The sequence below is a fragment of the Bartonella capreoli genome (assembly GCF_902813205.1).
In the GTDB taxonomy this organism is placed as follows: Bacteria; Pseudomonadota; Alphaproteobacteria; order Rhizobiales; family Rhizobiaceae; genus Bartonella; species Bartonella schoenbuchensis.
Genome location: NZ_CADDZX010000250.1, coordinates 1 through 432, shown reverse-complemented (window position 1 = coordinate 432; position 432 = coordinate 1). Strand labels below are relative to the sequence as shown.

The following is a 432-nucleotide window of genomic DNA, read 5'->3' as shown; positions in this document are numbered from 1 at the left end:
TATTGCTCTGTCATTGGAAATGCATCTACCACCTACCTTCACTTTACCAGATGGTCCATGGCTTCTTTTAGCGCTCTGCGGAGGAATTTCTTGTGCCTCACTTCTCACGTGTATAGCAGTTACTATGCGTGCAAAAAAAGTTTCGTGGAGGTCTCTGCAGACAATTCAAGTAAATCTTTCCGAAAAACTTAAATATTATGAATGGCTTCTGAAAGAAACCGGACAATCTCTTCTTATTTGGGAAAACCCAACAGCATCACCTCATGTGGCTGGTAACATTCCCGCTTTACAAATAGCAGGAATTAGCCAGCAAAATTTTCAATGTTCTGCGCTTTGGCCTGAAGAAATTTCTTTGCGCCATCTTGACTATGCATTAACGCAATTACTTTACGAATCTCACCCTAGTGAGCTTTCTATATCCACGCCAAAGAA

General features: G+C 41.2%; 1 pseudogene. It reads left to right on the top strand.

What is annotated here, in order from left to right:
• A pseudogene (locus tag J7R05_RS08275) lies at positions 1 to 432 on the top strand (histidine kinase); the annotation flags it as partial.